Consider the following 21434-nt stretch of genomic DNA (forward strand, 5'->3'; position numbering starts at 1 on the left):
GTGGTGATCACGGCGGGCATCGACAGGGCCAGGGTTTCCAGGCCACCGTCGATTTCGCGCGTCACATTGACTCGGGGCGCGCCAGCCTTGTCGCCAGCGACTTCCACCTTGGAAGCGAACGTGGCTTGGGGCAGCTTGGCTAAGGCCGCGAGCATTTGCCCCGTCTGATTCGCGTCGTCATCGATGGCCTGCTTGCCCAGGATCACGAGACCGGGTTGTTCCTTGTCGACCAGGGCCTTGAGCAGCTTGGCCACGGCCAGGGGCTGGAGTTCGACGTCGGTCAGCACATGGATGGCGCGGTCGGCGCCGATGGCCATGGCGGTGCGCAGGGTTTCCTGGCACTGGGTCACGCCGCAGGAGACGGCGATGACTTCGGTCGCAGCGCCCTTTTCCTTGAGACGCACGGCTTCTTCGACGGCGATTTCATCAAACGGGTTCATGCTCATCTTGACGTTGGCGATATCCACGCCTGTGCCGTCGGACTTGACGCGGACCTTGACGTTGTAGTCGACCACGCGTTTGACTGGGACGATGATTTTCATGGAAAGAGGTTCTCCAATGGGGTTTTGAAAAGGACGGCTCTAGGCCGTCGGTTGCAGCATGGAGGCCAGCCGTGCGCTGATGAGCGCGTGGGCCTGGGCCATGATGCTGTTGATCAATTGCTCGACAGTGGGCACATCGTTGATCAGGCCCGCGACCATGCCGCAGGACCAGGCACCGGCCTGCATCTCGCCTTGCTGCATGATGCGCGGATAAACGCCTGCCACTTCGGGCAGGATGTCCTCGAATGTGAGCGCCGCACCGAGTGCGCGCTCCTTGGCGATCAGGCGCTCGACGGCGTCGTTGGTCAGCACGCGCTCGGTGTTGCGCAGCGAGCGCATGACCAGGCGGGTGTCCAGCTCGCTGGCCGCGACAATGGCCTGCTTGACGTTGTCGTGCACGGGCGCTTCCTGCGTGGCAATGAAGCGCGTACCCATGTTGATGCCTTCGGCGCCCAGCGCCAGGGCCGCCACCAGCGAGCGGCCGTCGGCCATGCCGCCCGAAGCGACGAAAGGAATCTTCAGCTCATCGGCCGCGCGCGGCAGCAGGATGAAGTTGGGCACATCGTCTTCGCCGGGGTGGCCGCCGCATTCAAAGCCGTCGACGCTGATCGCGTCGCAGCCAATGGCCTGCGCCTTGAGCGCATGGCGCACGGAAGTGCACTTGTGGATGACCTTGATGCCGGCCTCCTTGAGCGCTGGCATCCATTTTTGCGGGTTGTTACCTGCGGTCTCGACGATCTTCACGCCGCCGTCGATGATGGCCCGGACATAGCCGGGGTAGTCGGGCGGGTTCACCGAAGGCAGGAACGTGAGGTTCACGCCGAAAGGTTTGTCCGTCATGGCGCGGCAACGCGCGATTTCGCGCGCCAGCAGCTCGGGCGTGCGCTGCGTCAGGCCGGTGATGATGCCCAGACCGCCGGCGTTGGACACGGCCGCGGCCAGCTCGGCCAGGCCCACATGGTGCATGCCGCCCTGGATGATGGGGTGCTCGATGCCGAACAGCTCTGTGATGCGGGTCTTCATGTGCAGATCACTCCGAAGCAATGTGTTTGTCGCGGATCAGCTGGCCCCAGCGGGTGTAGTCCTGCTGGATGCGCTGGCCCATCTCGGCGGGCGACTGGAAATGGGCGATGGCGCCGGCGTTGAGCAAACGGCTCTGGATCTCGGGATCGGCCAGGATGAGCTTGACTTCGTTGGCGATGCGGTCGACCACCGGCTTGGGCGTGCCCTGCGGGGCGAGCAGGCCGCCCCAGGACACGGCGTCGTAGCCCTTGATGCCTTGTTCGGCAATGGTCTTGACGTCGGGCAGCATGGTCACGCGCTGGGGCGAGCCCACGGCGATGGCGCGCAGCTTGCCGGCCTGGATGTGCGGCAGCGCGGCGACCAGGTCGGCGTACATGATGGGCACCTGGCCGCCGATGGTGTCGGTGATGGCCGGCGTGCCGCCCTTGTAGGGCACATGCTGCATCTCGAAGCCGGCCATCTGCTTGAGCAGTTCCATGCTCAGGTGGCCGAAGCTGCCCGCGCCGGAGCTGGTGTAGTTGAGCGCGGTCTTCTGCGTCTTGGCGTGGGCGATCAGGCTCTTGAGGTCGGTGACTTCAGGCAGCAGCTTGGGGTTGACCACCACCACGATGGGCAGGTCATAGACCGTGGCCACGGGCGCGAAGTCCTTGACGGTGTCGTAGCCCGCGGTCTTGTACAGATGCGGTGCCAGCAGCGTGGGCGTGGCCAGCATGACCAGCGTATAGCCGTCGGCCGGGCTCTTGGAGACCTGGGCCGCGGCGATGGAGCCAGAAGCGCCGGGGCGGTTTTCGACCAGCACGGTCTGCTTGAGGCGCTCGCCCAGCTTCTGGCCGACGATGCGCGAAGCCGTGTCCGTGGGGCCGCCCGCGGGGAACGGCACGATGATCTTGACCATCTTGGCGGGCCAGGCCGGCTGTTGCGCGAAGGCGCCGCCGATCAACAGCGGTGCGACCGCCAGGGCCAGAAGGGTGCGCCGCGTGCCGCGCGCCAGGGCGTTGATGCCATGTGGGCTCATGATTGTCTCTGTCTCTTTATTGGTTTGAAAAGGCTCCAGCCGCCACGGGCAGCTGGAGGGTCGGCGCAGGCCCGGCCTCAGGCCGTGGGCAGCGTCAGCACGCCCTTGGCCTGCAGGGCCAGAAGTTCCGACTCGGACAGCTGCAGCAGTTTCTGCAGCACGTCCTTCGTGCCTTCGCCCAGCGTGGGCGGCGCCTTGCGGATCGGCAGGCGCTGGCCGTCGAGGCGATAAGGCGGCGCGAACACATGGGTGCTGCCCGCCACCGGATGGGGCATTTCCTGCATCAGGCCGCCTTCGCGGGTGCGCTCGCTGGTCAAGGCCTCGTGCAGTCCCGCGACCTTGCCGCAGGGAATGCCGTGCACGGCCATGCGCTCTATCAGCAGGTCGCGCGGCAGGCCGCGAATCAGCTCCACCAGCAGCGGCAGCAGCGCCGAGCGGTTCTTGGCGCGCTCCACGTTGCTGGCGAACTGCGCGTCTTGCAGAATGTCGGGGCGCATCAGCACCTGGTTGCAAAAGCGTTCGAACTGCTGGTTGTTGCCCACGGCAATGATCAGCGGGCCGTCGACGGCCTCGAACATGCCGTAAGGCACGATGGAGGGATGGGAGTTGCCGTAGCGCTTGGGGTCATGGCCCAGCTGCATGGCGTCCAGGCCGTAGTAACCCGTGACCGAGATGCCGCAGTCATACAGCGCCATCTCGATCAAGCGGCCCTTGCCCGTGCGTTCACGGCGGAACAGCGCGGCCAGCACGGCCTGGGCGGCATACATGCCGGTCATCAGGTCGACCACGGCCACGCCGAATTTGAGCGGCGGCTGCTGGGCTTCGCCATTGATGGCCATCAGGCCCGACTCGCCCTGGATCACCAGGTCGTAGCCGGGGCGCTTGGCTTCGGAGCCGGCGCTGTTGTAGCCGGCGATGGCGCAGTAGACCAGGCCGGGCTTGAGGGCCTTGAGCTGCTCGTAGCCCAGGCCCAGCTTCTCGGCGCCGCCGGTCTTGAAATTGTGGATCACCACGTCGCACTGGGGCAGCAGCTCGTGGATGATCTTCAGCCCTTCGGGCGATTGCAGATCCACCGTCACGGACCGCTTGTTGCGGTTCATGGCGTTGTAGTAGGTGGTCTCGGTCTTGCCGATGCGCATGCCCCAGTCGCGCGTGTCGTCGCCGCGTTCGGGGTGCTCCACCTTGATGACTTCGGCGCCGAAGTCGGCCAGCACCATGCCGCACATGGGGCCGGCAAACACGCGCGACAGATCAAGCACGCGTACGCCTTCGAGCGGAAAGTCCATACCGTCTTCAGCGGACTGGGAAGTGGTGGTCGTTTTGTCGTTCATGTTTTTTGTCTCCTTGCCGGGGTTCAGACGCGCGACTGGCGCAGCTGCGTGAAATCCGGCGTACGTTTTTCCAGGAAGGCCGCCATGCCTTCGCGTGATTCCTCGGTCGCCTGCGCGCGCACCATGCGCAAGGCTTCCTGCTCCAGCTGCTCTTCCAGCGTGTTGCCGTAGGCCTCGCGGCACAATGCCTTGATGCTCGCCATGGCCTGGTCGGGTCCGCTGGCCAGCTGTTCGGCCAGGACCAGCGCCTGCGCCAATGCCTGGCCGGGCTCGGCCAGACGGTTGACCGGACCCAGGGCGTGCAGACGCTCGCCGGAGATGCGTTCACCCGTCAGGCACAGCTCGGTCAGCACCTGGCGCGAAACGAACTCCGCCAGGAAAGCCGTGGCGCCGCCATCGGGCGTGAGCCCGACCTTGACATAGGCCACCGAGAACACGGCGTTGCGCGCCGCCACGAGCATATCGCAGGCCAGGGCCAGCGACAGGCCCGCGCCGGCCGCCGCGCCTTCGACGGCGGCAATCACCGGCTTGGGGCAGTCGCGCACCGCGCGCACCAGGTCGTGCAGGCCTTCGAGCTTGGCGCGGCGGTCTGCTTCGGGCAGGTCGCGGCGCTTGGCCAGTTGGCGCAAGTCGCCGCCCGCGCAGAAATGGCCGCCTTCGCCGGTGAGCACGATGGCGCCCACGGTGGGGTCATTTTGTGCGGCCTGCAGCGCCTCGGTGAAGGCCGCATAGAAGCCGGGCGACAGCGCATTGCGCGCGGCCGGGTTGTTGTTGGACAGCACCAGCACCGCGCCTTCGCGGCGGCTGATCAGGGGGGCGTTGTTCGCGTCGCTCATCAGGCGCCCCGTCCCAGCGCCATGAAGCGCGCCAGATGGTGGTCTTCGTCACCCAGTTGGTGGTCGATCATGACCAGGCGCTTGGCGTAGTGCGACAAGGGCAGTTCCCAGGTCATGCCGATGCCGCCGTGCATCTGGATGCTTTCTTCCGAGACCAGCGTGCCGATGCGGCCGATGGTGTACTTGGCGGCGGACAGTGCGCGTTCGCGCGTGCTGCGGTCGGCGTCCATGGCCGCGGCCGCATTGATCACGGCCGAGCGCGATTGCTCGATTTCCAGCAGCAGATCGGCCATGCGGTGCTGCAAGGCCTGGAAGCTGCCGATCACCACGCCGAACTGCTTGCGCGTCTGCAGGTATTCCAGCGTGTCGCGCTTGGCGACTTCCATCGCGCCCAGCGCTTCGGCGCACAGTGCCAGCAGGCCCCAGGCCTGGGCCAGTTCCAGCGTGGCAAAGCCCTGGCCTTCAGCGCCCAGCAGCGCGTCGGCGCCCACTTGCACGTCGTTCAGCGTGACTTCGGCCACGCGGCCGCCGTCCATGCGGCCCATGCCGCGCAGCACAACGCCAGCGGCATCGGCGGGTACCAGGAACAGCGAAATGCCGTCCTCGCTGTCCACTTCGCCGCCCGTGCGGGCCGACACCAAGAGCAGTTGGGCGTGTTCGCCCTGCACCACCACGGCCTTGGCGCCCGACAGCTTCCAGCCGCCGTCATTGCGCAGCGCACGCGTGGCGACGCGGGACAGCTCGTAATGGCTGCCCGGCTCATCGTGGGCCAGGGCGGCGATGGCGGAGCCGTCGATCAGGCTGGCGATACGCTCTTTTTGCGCCTCCGTGCCGGCCGCGACCAGGGCGCGACCGACCATCAAGGCACCCAGGAAAGGCTCGACCACCAGGCCGCGGCCCAGGGATTCGAACACCACGGCGACATCAAAGCCCGCGCCACCAAAGCCGCCGTCGGCTTCGGGGAACAGCGCGCCGATGGCGCCCAGCTCGGCAAACTGGTTCCACAGGGCCGGCGCCATGCCGACGTCGCCATAGGCAATGGCGTTGCGCGTTTCAAAGCCGTATTGCTCGGCCACGAAACGGTCCAGGGTGTCCGCCAGCATCCGGCGGTCTTCGCTATGTTCAAAGTTCATCGCAACAATCTCACAGGCCCAGGATCATCTTGGAGATGATGTTCTTCTGGATTTCGTTGGAGCCGCCGAAAATCGACAGCTTGCGGTAGTTGAAGTAGTTGGCTGCAGCCGTGGCTGCTTCGGCCGGGCCCACGGGAGCCTCGGCATAGCCGGCGTACTGGGCTTCGTCCGTGAACGGCAGCGCGTACGGGCCCATGGCGCGGCGGATCAACGACAGGATTTCCTGGCGGATCTCGGTGCCACGGATCTTGAGCATGGAGCTTTCCGCGCCCGGCACGCCGCCACCGGCCACGGCCGCGATCACGCGCAGGTTGGTGGTCTTCATGTTTTCCAGGTCGATCTCGACCTTGGCCATGCGGGCCGCGAACTGCGGGTCCTGGTCCAGCGGCTTGCCGTTGCGCTGCGCGCGGCTGGCCACGGCCTTGAGCTTTTCCAGACCGGCCACCGAGAAGCCCACGCCGGCGATGCCGGTGCGCTCATAGGTCAGCAGGTACTTGGCGTAAGTCCAGCCCTTGTTCTCTTCGCCCACCAGGTTCTCGGCCGGCACGCGCACGTCGGTGAAGAAGACTTCGTTGACTTCGCGGTCGCCGTCCAGCGTGCGGATGGGGCGGATTTCCACGCCGGGCGTGTTCATGTCGACCAGCAGGAAGCTGATGCCCGACTGGGGACGCACGCTCTTGTCGGTGCGCACCAGGCAGAAAATCATGTTGGCGTGCTGGCCCTGGGTGGTCCAGGTCTTCTGGCCGTTGACGATGTAGTGATCGCCTTGGGCGTCGACACCGCGCTGAGCCGTGGTCTTGACCGAAGCCAGATCCGAACCCGAACCGGGCTCGGAGTAGCCCTGGCACCACCAGTCGGCACCGCTCAGAATGCGCGGCAGCCAGTAGCTCTTTTGCGCTTCGTTGCCGTACTTGATCAGCACCGGGCCCAGCATGTTGACGCCGAACGGCACGATGCGCGGCGCACCCGCGACAGCGCACTCGTTGTCGAAGATGAACTTCTGCACCGGGCTCCAGCCCGGACCGCCGCATTCTTCAGGCCAGTGGTTGGCGAACCAGCCGCGCTCGTTGAGCAGGGCTTGCCAGTTTTCCTGGTCGCCCTTGCTCAGGCGCTGACCGGCCTTGACCTTGGCAGCCAGCTCCTTGGGCAGCTTGTCTTTCAGAAAGCCCTGCACTTCAGCGCGGAAGGCTTCCTCTTGGGGAGTGAAATTCAGATCCATGGGGTGTTCTCAGTAAATCTCAAACAGGCCGGCAGCGCCCATGCCGCCGGCAATGCACATCGTGACCACGCCGTACTTGGCCTTGCGGCGACGGCCTTCGAGCAGCAGATGGCCGACCAGGCGTGCGCCCGTCATGCCGAATGGGTGGCCGATGGAGATCGCGCCGCCGTTGACGTTCAGGCGTTCCGAAGGAATGCCCAGGCGGCGCTGGCAGTACAAGGCCTGGGAAGCGAAGGCTTCGTTCATTTCCCACAGATCGATGTCCTCGACCTTGAGGCCGTGGCGCGCCAGCAGCTTGGGCACGGCGAACACCGGGCCGATGCCCATTTCGTCGGGCTCGCAACCGGCCACGGCAAAGCCGCGGAAAGCACCCAGGGGTTGCAGACCCAGGCGCTCGGCTTCCTTGGCTTCCATCAGCACGCTGGCCGACGAGCCGTCGGACAGCTGCGAGGCATTGCCCGCGGTGATGAACTGGCCGGCGCCCTTGACGGGCTCGAGCTTGGCCAGGCCTTCCAGGGTGGTGCTGGCGCGGTTGCAGTTGTCCTTGGTGGCGACCACGTCGCGCAGCGTGACTTCGCCGGTTTCCTTGTTCTTCTCGGCCATGCGCGTGGCGCAGGCAATGATTTCGTCGTCGAACAGGCCCTTTTCCTGGGCGGCGGCCGTGCGCTGCTGGCTCAGCAGCGAGAACGCATCCTGGTCTTCGCGGCTGATGCCGTAGCGGTGGGCCACCACGTCGGCCGTATCGATCATGGCCATGTATAGCTCGGGCTTGTTCGCCAGCAGCCACGGGTCCATGTCGCCCGGCAGGTTGTTGCCCGGGCGCAGGCCGGAGATGGTTTCCACACCGCCGGCCAGCATGGCGGGAACGCCTTCGGCGACGATGCGGCCCGCGGCGATGGCGATGGATTGCAGGCCCGAAGCGCAAAAGCGCGTGATCGTGGTGCCCGCGACCGACAGCGGCAGGCCCGCGCGCAGCACGGTCTGGCGGCCCAGGTTGCGGCCCTGGAAGCCGTCGGGGTTGCCGCAGCCCAGGATCAGGTCTTCGAACATTTCGGGGTCCACGCCCGAACGCTCGACGGCCGCCTTGACGGAAAACGCGGCCAGCTGGGCAGCCGGCGTGACATTGAACTCGCCGCGGTGTGACTTGGTCAGCGGAGTGCGGGCGGTGGATACGATTACGGCTTCACGCATGATGATTGTCTCTTTGGTTGGGTGGCGTGGCGTCTGCACCGCCCTTGGGGGCAGCGCAGCGCCAGCTCTAATTCAAAATGTCATCGGCCCACCGCGCTCTTCCTTCGACAAGCTCAGGACGAACGCCGTGGGTGGTCTTCACTCAGCCTTGGTTCAGGCTGTCGAAGTTGCGGCCTTCCTTGACCAGTTGCACCAGCAGCGGTGCGGGCTGCCAGAACAGCGGGTCTTCCTTGGCAAAGGCTTCGATGTCGGCCAGGATGGACGGCAGGCCTTGCATATCGGCCCACTTCATCGGACCGCCGCGGTGGCGCGGGAAGCCGTAGCCGGCGACAAAGGTCACGTCCACGTCCAGCGGACGCAGGGCGATGCCTTCGGCCACCACCTTGGCGCCTTCGTTGACCATGGCCGCCATGTAGCGGCGCAGGATCTCTTCCTGGGTGAAGGCACGTGGCGTCACGCCCTTCTTGGCGCGCTCGGCATCGACGATGGCCAGCACTTCGGGGTCGTTCTGGCCCACGCGCACGCCTTCGGGGTAGAGGTAAAAGCCCCGGCCCGTCTTCTGGCCGTACCAGCCGCGTTCGCAGATGCGGTCAGCCACTTCCACGTAGCGGGCCAGCGGGTTGCGCGTGGCGGCGCGGCGCTTGCGCGTCGCCCAGCCGATGTCGCCGCCGGCCAGGTCGGTGACCTGGAAAGGGCCCATGGGGTAGCCGAAAGCGCGCACGGCGGCGTCGATTTCGTAAGGGCTGGCACCGTCTTCCATGATGAAGTCGGCGGCCTGCTTGTACACCGCCAGGATGCGGTTGCCGATGAAGCCGTCGCAGACACCGGCGCGCACCGGCACCTTCTTGAGCTTCTTGGCGAGTTCGAAGGCCGTGGCCACCACGTCGGGGCTGACCTTGGACGGCACGACGATTTCCAACAGCTTCATGATGTTGGCCGGGCTGAAGAAGTGCAGACCGATCACGTCCTGCGGACGCTTGGTCGCGTCGGCGATGGCGTCGATGTCCAGGTAGGACGTGTTGGTGGCCAGCACGGCGCCGCTCTTGCAGACACGGTCCAGCTCGCGGAACACGGCCTTCTTGACTTCCAGGTCCTCGAACACGGCTTCGATCACCAGATCCACCTGGGCGATGTCTTCGTAGCGGGTCGTGGGCGTGTAGCGCGCCATGATGGCGGCCTTGGCTTCAGGCGTCATGCGGCCCTTGGCGATCAGGCCGTTGTAGACCTTTTCCACGTTGGCCTGGCCGCGCGCGATGGACTCGGCATCGCGCTCGATCATGGTCACGGCGAAGCCCGCGTCCAGGGCCGAGACGGTGATGCCCGCGCCCATGGTGCCGCCGCCGATCACGGCAATCGTGGAGAACGGGCGTGGCGCGGCCAGCTTGGCTTCAGGAATCTTGGCCACTTCGCGTTCGGCGAAGAAGGCGTGGACCAGGCCTGCGCGCTGCGGGCTGTCCAGGCATTCCAGGAACAGGGCGCGCTCCGTGGCCAGGCCCTGGTCGAACGGCTGCTGCACGGCGGCTTGCACGCATTCGATGATCTTCAGCGGCGAGAACAGGCCGCGGCTCTTCTTGGCGGTCTCGGCCTTGAGCTGCTCCAGCTCGGCCAGGGCCGCTGCCGGGTCGGCAATGGCGATGTCGCGCGTGCGGCGCAGGGGGGCTTTTTGCGCCAGCAATTCGTTGGCATAGGCCAGACCGGCGGCCAGGGCGTCGTCGCCTTCGGCCAGGCGGTCGACCAGACCGGCCTGCAGTGCGGCTTTGGCACCCAGTTGCTTGCCGCTGAGCATCAGCTCGGTGGCGGCCTTGACGCCCATCAGGCGCGGCGCGCGCTGCGTGCCGCCCGAGCCGGGCAACAGGCCCAGCAGCACTTCGGGCAGACCCAGCTTGGCACCCGGCAAGGCCAGGCGGTAATGGGCCGACATGGCCACTTCCAGGCCACCGCCCAGAGCGGCGCCATGGATGGCGGCGACCACCAGCTTGGAACATTCTTCCATGCTGCGGCAGACTTCGGGCAGCGACGGCGGCACGGCAGGCTTGCCGAACTCGCGGATGTCCGCGCCGGCGATGAAGGCCTTGCCGGCAGCCACCAGCAGCACGGCGGCGACGGCGTCATCGGCTTCGGCCTGCTGCATGGCAGCGGCCAGGCCCTGGCGCACGGCCTGGCCCAAAGCATTGACTGGGGGGTTGTTAATCGTCACGACCAAGATGGCGCCCGTGCGGACAGTAGTGACAGCGGAAGCGAGGGGGGCAGCGCCCATGGACGATTCTCCAGAATGGCAAGTGAATCGCCGATTGTGAAGCCGCCAAACAATCTTGACAATTACATCAATCATTGACAGACTGTCAAACAATTTTTGACAAACATCCATGGAACTGACGTCCCTCACCGTACTGGTAGACATTCTGGATGCCGGCAACCTCAGCCAGGCCGCGCGCAACCTCAAAATGACGCGCGCCAATGTCAGCTACCACCTGACCCAGCTGGAGAAATCGGTGGGCGTGCAACTGGTGCGCCGCACCACGCGCCGGGTCGAGCCCACCGAAGTCGGCCTGCGCCTGTACGCCCATGGCCGCGCCATCCAGAACGAAATGCTGGCCGCGCGCGAAACCATCACCATGCTGGGCCAGGGCCTGCAAGGCCGCGTGGGCCTGAGCGTGCCCAGCGGCTACGGCCAGCTGGTGATGTCCGACTGGCTGATCGACTTCAAGCGCCTGTACCCGGGCATCGTGCTCGACGTGCTGTTCGAGAACCGGGTCGACGACCTGATCCGCGACGACGTGGACATCGCCGTGCGCGTCATGCCCGAGCCACCGCCGACGCTGGTGGCGCGCGACCTGGGCCGGGTGCGCTACATCGCCTGCGCATCCCGCGCCTATGCCCAGACCCACGGCCTGCCCACCCAGCTCGAAGCGCTGCGCAGCGCGCCGCTGATCACGGCCGGCGTGGTCGGCCGCCAGCTGCGCCTGCGCGCCTACCAGGGCACATTGCGCGAGGAAGTGACGCTGGAGCCGACGCTGATTTCCGAGCATTTCCCGTTTCTGCGCCAAGGCATCCTGGCCGGCCTGGGCGTGGGCCTGGTGCCGGACTATGTGATGCAGGACGCCGTGGCCAGCGGCGAAGTGCTGACCACGCTGGACGAATGGCGCCTGAGCATCTTCGGCAACCAGATGTACCTGCTCTACATGCCCCAGCGCCACCAGACGCGCGCCGTGCGCACCTGCATCGATTACCTGCTGGCCCGCGCCCGGCCCGGTTCGGACCCGGCCTTGCCGGAAGCCGCGGCCAGCGACTGAGCCTCGGCCGGCGCGCGCCTCAGGCCAGCGCGGTGCCCAGCGGGGGGCCCTGCTCGCCCGGCGAGACCGCAGCGGCGGCGTCCGCTGCCCCGCTGTCCATGGCCTGCGGCGGCGTGAAGAACACGTTGCCGTCGTTGTCCGGATCGCTGCAGGTGTGGCGCGCCAGAAAATCCGCCACATCCGTATCTTTCAACAGGTCAAAGACCTTGCCGCTTTGCCCGCACAGCACGAACACCCGGTCCTGGCCGCCTTGTTCCGCCGGCCCCATATTGACGATATTCATCGCATGCCCGAATGCCCCCAGCGCCGAAGTGACGGGCACCGAAATGCAGGCGAGCTGCCCGGGACGGACAATGCCTTGCAATTGCTCCAGGTACTGGCCGCCATCGTTGGGCTTGCTGGAAAAGTTCTGCAACCGGTCCATGCCGCAGATCTCATAGAACTCGCCCATTTTTCGCTGATTGACTTGCAGCAGATCCATCTGCGCGCCAGCGCCGGCCTTGTGCGAAAACGCCAGGCGCAATGTCTGATCGACGGCACGCGCGCAATGCACGCAGTTTTGCGACAGCACGACATTGACCAGAGGCGACAGCGACAGCTGCCTGGCACAGTCGGCGATCGCCGCCAGCAGGTTCTTCCAGGAGAACAGCACTTTGCTGGGATTCGTGTGCTTCACGATGAATCGCAGGAATTCGGTCGGATTGTGGTGCGGCTCGCCCGCCATCACCCGGTCCTTCAACTCCGCTTTCAATGCGCTGCTCGCCGATTGGTAGGTCACAGTCTTGGCGTCGAACAGCCGCGACATTGCCAGTTCGGTTTCGGCACACTTGAAATCCACATCTTCCTGCTGAAAAGCGTCGTCCCATTCATCCCCGGCGTCGACGCTGCCCAGCGCCGCGGGACTGGTGCTGCCCAGAGATTGGCTCTGTGTCGGATTCACTGCAGACCTTTCATGAATTGAAGCCAGGCAAAGCTCACTGCTGAAGCAGCAGATGTGGTTTCGTAACACCTGCGCCCACTTGGTTCCACCGCCCCGGGCCTGTCATTCATGCACTTGACCCGCTCCCACGGCCTCTCGATCTCCTTCGCACCGCGCCAGGCCCACTTGCCCGCCGCCAGGCAGCCCTCTTTACGGGGTGCAATCCTACATAATGATAGTCGCATGCTATTTAAAGTAAATGATTGATAGCCAAATCAATCATGCAACCTATTGTAGTTCTGGTCGCTGCGAGCAGCGGACCTGACTGCGTCGGTGTCCAGCCACTGGGCTGAGATGACCGGTCTGGACATTTTTTAAACCCTTGATTTCTTTAAATCACCATGAGCCGCAACGAAACAAAAACCCAGCCGAGGAAGCAAACGGCGCTTGCGCCGCAACTTCTGACCCTTGAGACCGTCAAGTTACAGTTGCTGCAGGAAGAGCTGAAACATCAACGGCAACAACAGACGACCATGGCGGACCAGGTGGCGGGGCGGCTCGGCTGTATTGGCTAGAGCGGCCGGATCATCCGGATGCTCGGCAGCAAGAGGAGAAGGCGCTGAAGGCGCAGCTTTTGACGCTGAAAGCGCAGAGCAAGGAGGTCGGCCTGCAACAGAAGGACACCCAGAAGCAGTTGGATGCGACAACGAAACAGTTGCGCGAAACACTGCAGCGCCTGAAGGAGGAGCTGGAGGAAGAGCAAGAGCGGCATACGCAGGCAGAGGCAGAGGCAGAGGCAGAGTCCGACTCCGACTCCGACTCGGCATGGGCACCGAAGATGGAAACGATCCAGACAATTGGTGCAGGCCTGGACTTGGACCCGGATGAAGACTACGTCTCAGGCCCGTGCTCAGGCCCAGGCTCGGACCCTGACTCCGGTCCGGACTCGGGCCCAGGCTCGGACGCGGATCCGGACTCGGACCCGGACCCGGACCCGGACCCGGACTCGGACTCGGATTCGGATTCGGATTCGGACTCGGACTCGGACTCGGACTCGGACTCGGACTCGGACTCGGACTCGGACTCGGACTCGGACTCGGCGTCGCAGCCGGTTGCGGAGCAAGAGCAGCGGCAACAGGTGACGCCGGATTTTGATTCGGCGTCGAAATCGAAGCCAGAGCCGCTGCTTCTGCAGGAGTCCGCCACCGGCAGCCATCTCCCATCCTTCCTGCTCACTGGCGCCGCGGTCGTGGCGACAACGGCCTATTACTACACACACCAAGACGAGATTTCCGCCTTGTTGACGGGATATGACAGCGCCTGCGCGTCCGGCTGGACATGGGGCTGCGGCTTGTGATTCCTCTGCGGATCGGCGGTCGGACAGCTCCAGCCCCAGAAATGGGGTGAACGCCCGGGGGCAACGCTTTGGACGCTGCCCTCAGGCCCCCATAGGCCTTGCCCGACCCCAAGGTGGCTTCCGCCGCCCTGGGAAAAGGCGCGCTGCGCCAAGGCATGCCCGCCGAGCTGGGCCTGGAACTCGCGGCAGGATGACGCAGGCGCCGCGCGCACCTGTCATGCATGCACTTGCCCGCTCCCCCGACCTCTTGATCCCCCTCATACCCCAGGCGCCACGCCTCCCGACAGCGGCCGGTCTTCGCCAGGCCGCAGCCCCCGTGCCCGCCGGCCCAGCCCCCCCCCTAAAAACCCTGATGCCATCCCCGGTGGACGGCCTCGATGTATGTGTTTGTAATAATTTGAGCAACAATAGTTGTCTAGGCAATCAATTTTTTGAACACGCGTCGATGACCAGCCCGCCTCTCCCTCCTTCGGACTACTACCAGGCCGGCGTCTACACGCCCGACGAGAGCGCGGGCTTTCTGATGCGCCGGGTGCTCAGCTCCATCCTGCAGCAGGCCGATGCCGAACTCGCCGTGCACGACCTGACCTATGTGCAATGGCTGCCGCTGTACAAGCTGATGCTCAGCAGCGACACCACCAGCGCCAGCCTGGCGCGCGACCTGTGCAGCGACCCGGGAGCGATCACGCGCGCGCTGGACCGGCTGGAAGCCAAGGGCATGCTGCGCCGCGAGCGCTCCACCACCGACAGGCGCGTGGTGCATCTGGTGCTGACCGACGCCGGCCGGGCCATCGCCGCCCAGGTGCCCCAGGCACTGGCCAGCGTGCTCAACGCCCACCTGAGCGGTTTCAGCCACGACGAATGCCGCCTGCTGATAGGCATGCTGCGGCGCATGCTGCACAACGGCGAAGCCCTGCGCGCCGCCCAGGCCCCGAATGCCCCGCCCGCCAACGGCTGAATACCCAGCACTGTCCGCGCCCGCGGGCCGCCCTTCCGTGGGCCGCCCCTGTTTTTCTCGCACCCTCACCCCTTCATCGCCATGCATCCATTTCCCTCATCGCCCAGCCCCCGGCTGCTGGCGCTTTGTGCTGCGCTCGCTCTCACGGGCTGCGCCCTGCCCGGCCCGGACCGCACACCGCTGGCCCAGTTGACCCCCACTGCGGCCGGCCTGGGCGCGACCGACCTGCCCGGCGCCGCCGCCCTGCCCACGGCCGCGTGGTGGACCGCTCTGGGCGACGCCCAGCTGAACGCACTGGTCGCCCAGGCCTTGCAAGGCAACCCCAGCCTCGCAGCCAGCCGCGCGCGCTTCGAACGCGCCGCCGCCCTGGCCACGGCCAGCAGCACGGCCGGCCAGGTCCATGGCAGCCTGGGGCTGGACGCCACGCGCCAGCGCTACAGCGCCAATGGCCTGGTGCCGCCGCCGATCGCCGGCCACACCTATGACAGCGGCAACATCCAGGCCGGCCTGAGCTGGTCGCCCGATTTCTTCGGCCGCCACGCGGCCGAGCTGGAATCCGCGCTGGGCCAGGCGCGTGCGGCCCAGGCCGACAGCGCCGCCGCCGCCAACCAGCTCGCCGCCCAGGTGGCGCGCAGCTATGTGGCGCTGGCCCGCCTGCGGGCCCAGCACGATGTGGCGCAGCGCACGCTGGAGCAGCGCCAGCAACTGCTGTCCCTGAGCCAGCAGCGCACCCGCGCCGGCCTGGACAGCCAGGTCGAACTCACCCAGGCCCAGGCCGGACTGCCCGACGCGCGCACCCAGCTCGAAATGCTCAGCGAGCAGATCACCCTGGCCCAGCGCACCATCGCCGTGTTGTGCGGCCAGGCGCCCGATGCGCAGCAGGGGCTGCAGCCGCAGCTCAAGCAGCTGGCCTTGCAAAACGTTCCCGAAGTGCTGGGCTCCGACCTGCTGGGCCGCCGCCCCGACGTCGTGGCCGCGCGCTGGCGCGTGGAAGCCGCGGGCCAGGACATACAGCGCGCACGCACCGACTTCTACCCCGACATCAACCTCACGGCTTTCGTCGGCCTGAACTCCATCGGTCTGGACCAGTTGCTCAAGGGCAGCTCGCGCCAGATGGGCGTGACGCCCGCGCTGCGCCTGCCGATTTTTGACGGCACGCGCCTGCGCGCCCAGCTGCGCGGTCGCCAGGCCGAGCTGGACACGGCCATCGCCCAGTACAACGGCGCCGTGCTCGACGCCGTCAAGGAAGCCGGCGACGCCATCGCCTCCGTGCAGTCGCTGGGCCGCCAGCAGACGCTGCAAACCGAATCCGTCGCCAAGGCCGAGCAGGCCTACGACTTCGCCGTGCAGCGCTACCGCGCCGGGCTGACCGGCCAGACGACGGTGCTCACCACCGAAAACCAGGTGATCGCCCAGCGCCGCCTGGCGGTGGACCTGCAGGCCCGCCAGCTCGACACCCGCATCGGCCTGATGAAGGCCCTGGGCGGCGGCTGGAGCGACGACACCGCCCAACTGCAGGTCAGCCAACACTGAACCGCACGCCCATTTCCAGACCTGGGGGCAGCCAGCCTGCCCCGGCCGCAAAAACACTTACTGCATAACAAAGCGCCGATTCCATGACCGACAACCAAACGCCCGCCAACGCCGCTCCCGCCGCTCCCAAGACCGCCGGCAATCCCCCCGCCCGCCGCAAAGGCCTGCTCCTGATCGCCACCGTCGCCGCCATCGCCGCCATCGGCTGGGGCGGCTGGCACTGGGTGCATGCGCGCAACTTCCAGACCACCGACAACGCCTATGCCTCGGGCAACGTGGTGCAGATCACGCCGCAGATCGGCGGCACCGTGATCAGCATCGGCGCCGACGATACCGACTTCGTGCGCCCCGGCCAGCTGCTGCTGCAGCTCGACGCCGCCGACGCCCTGGTCGCTCTGGCCCAGGCTGAAGCCCAGTTGGCCCAGACCGTGCGTGACGTACGGACCCTCTACGCCAACAACGCGCCGCTGCAAGCCCAGGTGGCGCTGCGCGAGGCCGACCTGCAGCGCCTGGAAGCCGACGCCGCACGCGCCAAGGAAGACGTGGACCGCCGCCGTCCGCTGGTCGCCACCGGCGCCGTGGGCAAGGAAGAGTTCGAGCATGCCCTGACCCAGTCCACGTCCAGCCGCAATGCGGTCAACGCGGCCCAGGCCGCCGTGCGCGCGGCGCGGGCCCAGCTCACCGCCGCCGAGGCGCAGACCGAAGGCAGCACGCCGCAAGACCATCCCAACGTGGTGCGCGCCGCCGCCAAGGTGCGTGAAGCCTATCTGGCCCTGCAGCGCACACGCCTGCTGTCGCCCGTGGAAGGCCATGTGGCCAAGCGCGGCGTGCAACTGGGCCAGCGCGTGGCCGCCGGCGCGCCGCTGATGACGGTGGTCGGCCTGCACGACCTGTGGGTGGACGCCAATTTCAAGGAAAGCCAGCTGGCCGAACTGCGCATAGGCCAGAGCGTGGAAGCCACGGCCGACGTCTATGGCGACAAGGTCACCTACCACGGCAAGGTGCTGGGCCTGGGTGCGGGCACGGGCGCGGCCTTTGCGCTGCTGCCGGCCCAGAACGCCACGGGCAACTGGATCAAGGTGGTGCAGCGCGTGCCGGTGCGCATCACGCTGGACCCCAAGGACCTGGATGCCCACCCGCTGCGCGTAGGCCTGTCGATGGAAGTGCGGGTGGATATCCGCGCCCAGGACGGCGAGCCCGGAGCGATGCTGGCCAGCGTGCCACGCACCACGCCCGTGGCGTCGACGGCGATCTATGACACCGGCCTGTCCGAAGCCGATGAGCGCATTGCGCGCATCGTCGCCGGTGCGGTTCTGCCCCCGCTCAAGGCCTTGCCGGCGGTCGCCGCCCAGTCCGCCACCAGCCAGGCGGCCGGCCAGTAAGGCGGGTGCGAAGGAAATCGCATGAGTTCCTCCTCTAACGCCCCCCAGCAGCCGCTCAAGCTGTCGCCGCTGCACGGCCCGGCCCTGCTGCTGGGCACCATGGCGCTGTCCCTGGCGACCTTCATGAACGTGCTCGACTCGTCGATCGCCAACGTGGCGATTCCGTCGATTTCCGGCGACCTGGGGGTGAGTCCCGCCCAGGGCACCTGGGTCATCACCAGCTTCGGCGTGGCCAATGCCATCTCGGTGCCGCTGACCGGCTGGCTGACCCAGCGCTTTGGCGCCGTGCGGCTGTTCACCATGAGCGTGCTGCTGTTCGTGCTGACTTCCTGGCTGTGCGGCTTTGCCACCTCGCTGGAAATGCTGGTGTTTTTCCGGGTGCTGCAAGGCCTGGTCGCCGGCCCCATGATTCCGCTGTCGCAAACCCTGTTGCTGTCGAGCTACCCCAGCGCCATGGCGGGCACGGCGCTGGCGCTATGGGGGGTGACCACGCTGGTGGCCCCCGTGGTCGGGCCGCTGCTGGGCGGCTGGATCACCGACAACATCTCCTGGCCCTGGATCTTCTACATCAACGTGCCTGTCGGCCTGTTCGCCGCCGCGCTGACCTGGGGCATTTACCGCCAGCGCGAAACGCCCACGCGCAAGCTGCCCATAGACACCATAGGCCTGACCTTGCTGGTGCTGTGGGTGGGCTCGCTGCAGCTGATGCTCGACAAGGGCAAGGAGCTGGACTGGTTCTCGTCCGGGGAAATCATCACCCTGGCCGTGGTGGCGCTGCTGGGCTTTGCGGTGTTCGTGGTCTGGGAACTGACCGACGATCACCCGGTGGTGGATTTGCGGCTGTTCGCGCGGCGCAACTTCGCGGCCGGCTCGATCTCGCTGTCGATTGCCTATGGCCTGTTCTTCGGCAACGTGGTGCTGCTGCCGCTGTGGCTGCAGCAATGGATGGGTTACACCGCGACCACGGCCGGCATGGCGCTCGCGCCCGTGGGCATTTTTGCCATCCTGCTCACGCCGCTGGTGGGCAAGAAGGTCGCCCAATGGGACCCGCGCAAGATGGCCACCGGGGCCTTCGTGGTCTTCGCGCTGGTGCTGTGGATGCGCTCGCAGTTCACCACGGAGACGGATCTGGTCCACATCCTGATCCCCACGGTGATCCAGGGCGGGGCCATGGCCTTCTTCTTCATTCCGCTGACCACGCTGACCCTGTCCGGCCTGCCGCCCGAGCGCATTCCGGCCGCGGCCGGCCTGAGCAACTTCGTGCGCATCACGGCCGGCGCCATGGGCACCTCGATCGCCACCACGCTGTGGGACAGCCGCGCCACCCTGCACCACGCCCATTTGACCGAAGGCCTGATCCAGGGCCAGGGCGTGTTCGCCATCACCTTGCAAAACCTGCAGGCCAGCGGACTGAGCCAGGTGCAGGCGCTGGCCCAGATCAACCGCTTGATCGACCAGCAGGCCTATACGCGCGCCGCGGACGACATCTTCCTGGGCTCGTCCTTCCTGTTCCTGACGCTGATCGTCCTGATCTGGCAGACCCACCGACCCAAGCCGGGCGGCGCCGGCAGCGCCGATGCGGCGGGAGCGCATTGAGGGCCTGACCGGCAACCAACCCGCGCTGGGCGGGCGGTTGCCCTGGCGCCTTCAGAAGTCGTGCCGCAACCCCACGCCGAACACGCGCTTGTCCAGTTGGGGCTTGCTGGAGTCGACCTTGTCATGGTCGTAGAAAGCCTGGAACTCGGTGCGCTTGGACAGCGCATAGGTATAGGCCAGTTGCTGGCGCGGGCGCTTGGCCGTGCGCGAGGTCTGCACGTCACGCTGCATGACGTTGAGCACCACGGCATGCGCCTGGTGCGCGAACTTCACGCCCAGCAGCCAGTAGTCCGCATTGCGCCGGCTGGTGGCGGTGTTGGCGTAGCTGTCCCGCCCCAGCAGCACATAGGGCGCGACCCAGCCGATGTCGTAGCGCAGGCCGGCCTGCCATTTGCGGGAAAACTCATTGGGCAACAAGCCGCCCGGGCGGGAATCCCGGCCATAGCTGATACCCGTGCGCCAGGGGCCGTTGGCGTAGCTCAAGCCCAGATCCAGTGATTTGGCGCCGTTTTCCGCGCCCACATCGTCGGGCGGGCCGCGGAAATAAAAGCGTCCGCGCAGCACGAAGCCCGCCATATGGGGGCTGACGTAGCCTATGCCGTTGGACGTGCGGTTGCGCAGGTTCAGGTAGTTGGGGCCTATCTGCGTGGCACCGGCGTCATTGGGCGCGAGGTTGATGATGCTCAACGCCTGCGAAAAAATCGGTGAGCCCACGGGCGTGCCCGAGTCCAGCCGCCCCAGCGCCAGGGCGCCAAAGCCGCCTTTGAGTCCCACATAGCTGTTGCGCAAGGGCGGCTTGGTGTTGACGCCCGACGAGGTGTCGAAGCCCATCTCCACGCCAAACTGCGCGGCCAGGCCGCCGCCCAGGTCCTCCACGCCGCGAAAGCCCAGTTTCGAGCCGTTGTCTTCCAGGTGGGTCTGCCGCACGTCGCCGGTGCGCACGCTGTTCACCGACGAAATCACCCGGCCGTAGACCTGCACGCTTTGCGCCTGGGCGGGGGCCATGCCGGCTGCCAATGCAAGGGTTCCGAGCGCACTCAAATAAAAACGATGCATCACTGGTTTGTCTCCTTATGTGGTGCTGGCGATCTTCCGATTCGCCCCGCGCCCGCACAACGCACGCCCGGCAGCCAAAGCAACAAACGCAACAATCGCCGCGTTTTATGCCTGGCCTGGCACGGCAGCGCTGGAGACACTGACATGGCATCTGACAACCACCACGAAGGAACACTGTGAACAACGCGAACTTCCACCTGGGCCGCTACCTTGTCAATGGCCAGACCGTGATCGGCCGCCGCGCCGGCGACTGCATCGACGTCGTCTGCGAAAACGACGATCTGCCGCTCGTACTGGGCAATCCCCCATCCGACTTCCCAGCCAAGCGGCGCCTGGCGGCCGCCGACGTGCAATTGCTGGCCCCGCTCGATCCGCGCGCCCGGGTCTTCGCCATCGCCATCAACTACCACGCCCACGGCGCCGAAGCCAAGGCCCAGCCGCCCAAGCGGCCGCTGATGTTCTACAAGGCGCCGTCGAACTTCGTGGGCCACGGCGGCAGGCTCAACCCGAACAAGCAGCTCACGGCCAAGTTCGACTACGAAGGCGAGATCGCCGTGGTCATCGGCCGCAGCTGCAAGAACGCCACCGTCGACAACGCCCTGGACTTCGTGGCCGGCATCTGCGCCTTCGACGACGGCAGCGCGCGCGACATCAGCAAGGTCGCGCTGGGCCAGGCCGGCCCCACCGCGACCTACTGGCCGGACTGGACCGCCAACAAGGGCCTGGACGGCGGCTCGGCGCTGGGCCCGACCATCGCCTGCGGCCCGGACATCCTGGCCCAGCTGCGCGCACGCAGCCTGCACATCACCACGCGGCTCAACGGCGAGCAGGTGCAGCACGAAAGCATGCGGGAAATGATCTTCTCCACCGAGCAGATCATTGCCACCCTGTCCTCGTACATGACGCTGCTGCCCGGCGACGTCATTGCCACCGGCACGCCGGCGGGCGTGGGCGTGGCCCGCAACCGCTTTCTGACCACGGGCGATACGCTGGAAATCGAAGTCAGCGGCCTCGATACACTGCGCGTCACCGTGGGTTGAGGCCCGCAAC

19 protein-coding genes are annotated in these 21434 nt (G+C 66.5%); 8 read left to right on the forward strand and 11 right to left on the reverse strand.

What is annotated here, in order from left to right; translation table 11 throughout:
• The 9 genes from N0K08_RS08155 to N0K08_RS08195 form a co-directional block, all read right to left on the reverse strand.
• On the reverse strand, positions 1-542 hold a 542-nt coding region (locus tag N0K08_RS08155), incomplete at its 3' end, for an electron transfer flavoprotein subunit beta/FixA family protein (RefSeq protein ID WP_261499685.1).
• A 39-nt stretch (positions 543-581) separates the two neighbouring features.
• The gene (locus tag N0K08_RS08160) at positions 582-1565 is read right to left on the reverse strand and encodes an NAD(P)H-dependent flavin oxidoreductase (RefSeq protein ID WP_261499686.1); all 984 of its coding nucleotides are present in this window, start codon (positions 1563-1565) and stop codon (positions 582-584) included.
• A gap of 7 nt (positions 1566-1572) precedes the next feature.
• The gene (locus N0K08_RS08165) at positions 1573-2580 is read right to left on the reverse strand and encodes a Bug family tripartite tricarboxylate transporter substrate binding protein (RefSeq protein WP_261499687.1); all 1008 of its coding nucleotides are present in this window, start codon (positions 2578-2580) and stop codon (positions 1573-1575) included.
• A gap of 77 nt (positions 2581-2657) precedes the next feature.
• Positions 2658-3911, reverse strand: a complete 1254-nt coding sequence (locus N0K08_RS08170) for a CaiB/BaiF CoA transferase family protein (protein WP_261499689.1) — start codon at positions 3909-3911, stop codon at positions 2658-2660.
• A gap of 23 nt (positions 3912-3934) precedes the next feature.
• Positions 3935-4747, reverse strand: coding sequence for an oxepin-CoA hydrolase, alternative type (locus N0K08_RS08175; protein ID WP_261499691.1), 813 nt, complete (start codon positions 4745-4747; stop codon positions 3935-3937).
• The gene (locus N0K08_RS08180) at positions 4747-5880 is read right to left on the reverse strand and encodes an acyl-CoA dehydrogenase family protein (protein WP_261499693.1); all 1134 of its coding nucleotides are present in this window, start codon (positions 5878-5880) and stop codon (positions 4747-4749) included. The genes N0K08_RS08175 and N0K08_RS08180 overlap by 1 nt, the downstream gene beginning before the upstream one ends.
• 10 nt (positions 5881-5890) lie before the next feature.
• Complete coding sequence (locus N0K08_RS08185; protein WP_261499695.1) at positions 5891-7099, reverse strand: acyl-CoA dehydrogenase family protein; 1209 nt, start codon at positions 7097-7099, stop codon at positions 5891-5893.
• A 9-nt stretch (positions 7100-7108) separates the two neighbouring features.
• The gene (locus N0K08_RS08190) at positions 7109-8290 is read right to left on the reverse strand and encodes an acetyl-CoA C-acyltransferase (protein ID WP_261499697.1); all 1182 of its coding nucleotides are present in this window, start codon (positions 8288-8290) and stop codon (positions 7109-7111) included.
• A gap of 142 nt (positions 8291-8432) precedes the next feature.
• On the reverse strand, positions 8433-10547 hold the full coding sequence (locus N0K08_RS08195; RefSeq protein WP_261499699.1) for a 3-hydroxyacyl-CoA dehydrogenase NAD-binding domain-containing protein: 2115 nt from the start codon (positions 10545-10547) through the stop codon (positions 8433-8435).
• 109 nt (positions 10548-10656) lie between these two features.
• On the opposite strand from N0K08_RS08195, the gene N0K08_RS08200 reads away from it, so the two are divergent.
• Positions 10657-11583, forward strand: coding sequence for a LysR family transcriptional regulator (locus tag N0K08_RS08200; protein WP_261499700.1), 927 nt, complete (start codon positions 10657-10659; stop codon positions 11581-11583).
• A 19-nt stretch (positions 11584-11602) separates the two neighbouring features.
• On the opposite strand, the gene N0K08_RS08205 is transcribed toward N0K08_RS08200, so the two are convergent.
• Entirely contained in the window at positions 11603-12523 is a 921-nt protein-coding gene (locus tag N0K08_RS08205; protein ID WP_261499701.1) for a hypothetical protein, read from the reverse strand.
• A gap of 380 nt (positions 12524-12903) precedes the next feature.
• On the opposite strand from N0K08_RS08205, the gene N0K08_RS08210 reads away from it, so the two are divergent.
• The 6 genes from N0K08_RS08210 (at position 12904) to N0K08_RS08235 (ending at position 19328) form a co-directional block, all read left to right on the forward strand.
• The gene (locus N0K08_RS08210; RefSeq protein ID WP_261499702.1) at positions 12904-13077 is read left to right on the forward strand and encodes a hypothetical protein; all 174 of its coding nucleotides are present in this window, start codon (positions 12904-12906) and stop codon (positions 13075-13077) included.
• A 59-nt stretch (positions 13078-13136) separates the two neighbouring features.
• Positions 13137-13859: a hypothetical protein gene (locus N0K08_RS08215; protein WP_261499703.1), complete on the forward strand. Its 723-nt coding sequence runs from the start codon at positions 13137-13139 to the stop codon at positions 13857-13859.
• 445 nt (positions 13860-14304) lie between these two features.
• Positions 14305-14817: a MarR family winged helix-turn-helix transcriptional regulator gene (locus N0K08_RS08220; RefSeq protein ID WP_261499704.1), complete on the forward strand. Its 513-nt coding sequence runs from the start codon at positions 14305-14307 to the stop codon at positions 14815-14817.
• Between the two features lie 81 nt (positions 14818-14898).
• Complete coding sequence (locus tag N0K08_RS08225) at positions 14899-16350, forward strand: efflux transporter outer membrane subunit (protein WP_261499705.1); 1452 nt, start codon at positions 14899-14901, stop codon at positions 16348-16350.
• 83 nt (positions 16351-16433) lie between these two features.
• Positions 16434-17732: an HlyD family secretion protein gene (locus tag N0K08_RS08230; RefSeq protein WP_261499706.1), complete on the forward strand. Its 1299-nt coding sequence runs from the start codon at positions 16434-16436 to the stop codon at positions 17730-17732.
• Positions 17733-17753: 21 nt separating this feature from the next.
• On the forward strand, positions 17754-19328 hold the full coding sequence (locus tag N0K08_RS08235) for a DHA2 family efflux MFS transporter permease subunit (protein WP_408642923.1): 1575 nt from the start codon (positions 17754-17756) through the stop codon (positions 19326-19328).
• 51 nt (positions 19329-19379) lie between these two features.
• Here N0K08_RS08235 and N0K08_RS08240 read toward each other — a convergent pair whose 3' ends face one another.
• Positions 19380-20384, reverse strand: coding sequence for a porin (locus N0K08_RS08240; RefSeq protein ID WP_261499707.1), 1005 nt, complete (start codon positions 20382-20384; stop codon positions 19380-19382).
• Positions 20385-20560: 176 nt separating this feature from the next.
• On the opposite strand from N0K08_RS08240, the gene N0K08_RS08245 reads away from it, so the two are divergent.
• Positions 20561-21424 carry a fumarylacetoacetate hydrolase family protein gene (locus N0K08_RS08245; RefSeq protein WP_261499708.1) on the forward strand — a complete coding sequence of 288 codons (864 nt, stop codon included), beginning with the start codon at positions 20561-20563 and terminating at the stop codon, positions 21422-21424.
• Positions 21425-21434 lie beyond the last annotated feature (10 nt).

Source organism: Acidovorax bellezanensis, from assembly GCF_025421555.1.
Lineage (GTDB): Bacteria > Pseudomonadota > Gammaproteobacteria > Burkholderiales > Burkholderiaceae_C > Comamonas > Comamonas bellezanensis.